At 52.9% G+C, this 514-nt stretch carries 1 rRNA gene; it reads left to right on the plus strand.

Annotation, left to right across the window (positions count from 1 at the left end):
- Window positions 1-514: ribosomal RNA gene (locus KQI79_RS27400) — 23S ribosomal RNA — on the plus strand; the annotation flags it as partial.

The raw sequence follows: 514 nt of genomic DNA on the forward strand, positions 1-514 counted from the left end.
TGAGTACGTAGGCGTAGACCCGAAACCGTGTGATCTACCCCTGTCCAGGGTGAAGGTGCGGTAACACGCACTGGAGGCCCGAACCCACGTATGTTGAAAAATGCGGGGATGAGGTGGGGGTAGCGGAGAAATTCCAATCGAACTCGGAGATAGCTGGTTCTCCCCGAAATAGCTTTAGGGCTAGCCTCGGTGGAAGAGTCGTGGAGGTAGAGCACTGATTGGGTGCGGGGCCCGCCAAGGGTTACCAAGCTCAGTCAAACTCCGAATGCCATAGACTTATAACCGGGAGTCAGACGGTGAGTGCTAAGATCCATCGTCAAGAGGGAAACAGCCCAGACCATCAGCTAAGGTCCCCAAGTGTGTGTTAAGTGGGAAAGGATGTGGAGTTGCAAAGACAACCAGGATGTTGGCTTAGAAGCAGCCATCATTTAAAGAGTGCGTAATAGCTCACTGGTCGAGTGACTCTGCGCCGAAAATGTAACGGGGCTAAACACACCACCGAAGCTATGGATTG

The sequence above is a fragment of the Paenibacillus sp. MSJ-34 genome (assembly GCF_018918005.1).
Lineage (GTDB): Bacteria > Bacillota > Bacilli > Paenibacillales > Paenibacillaceae > MSJ-34.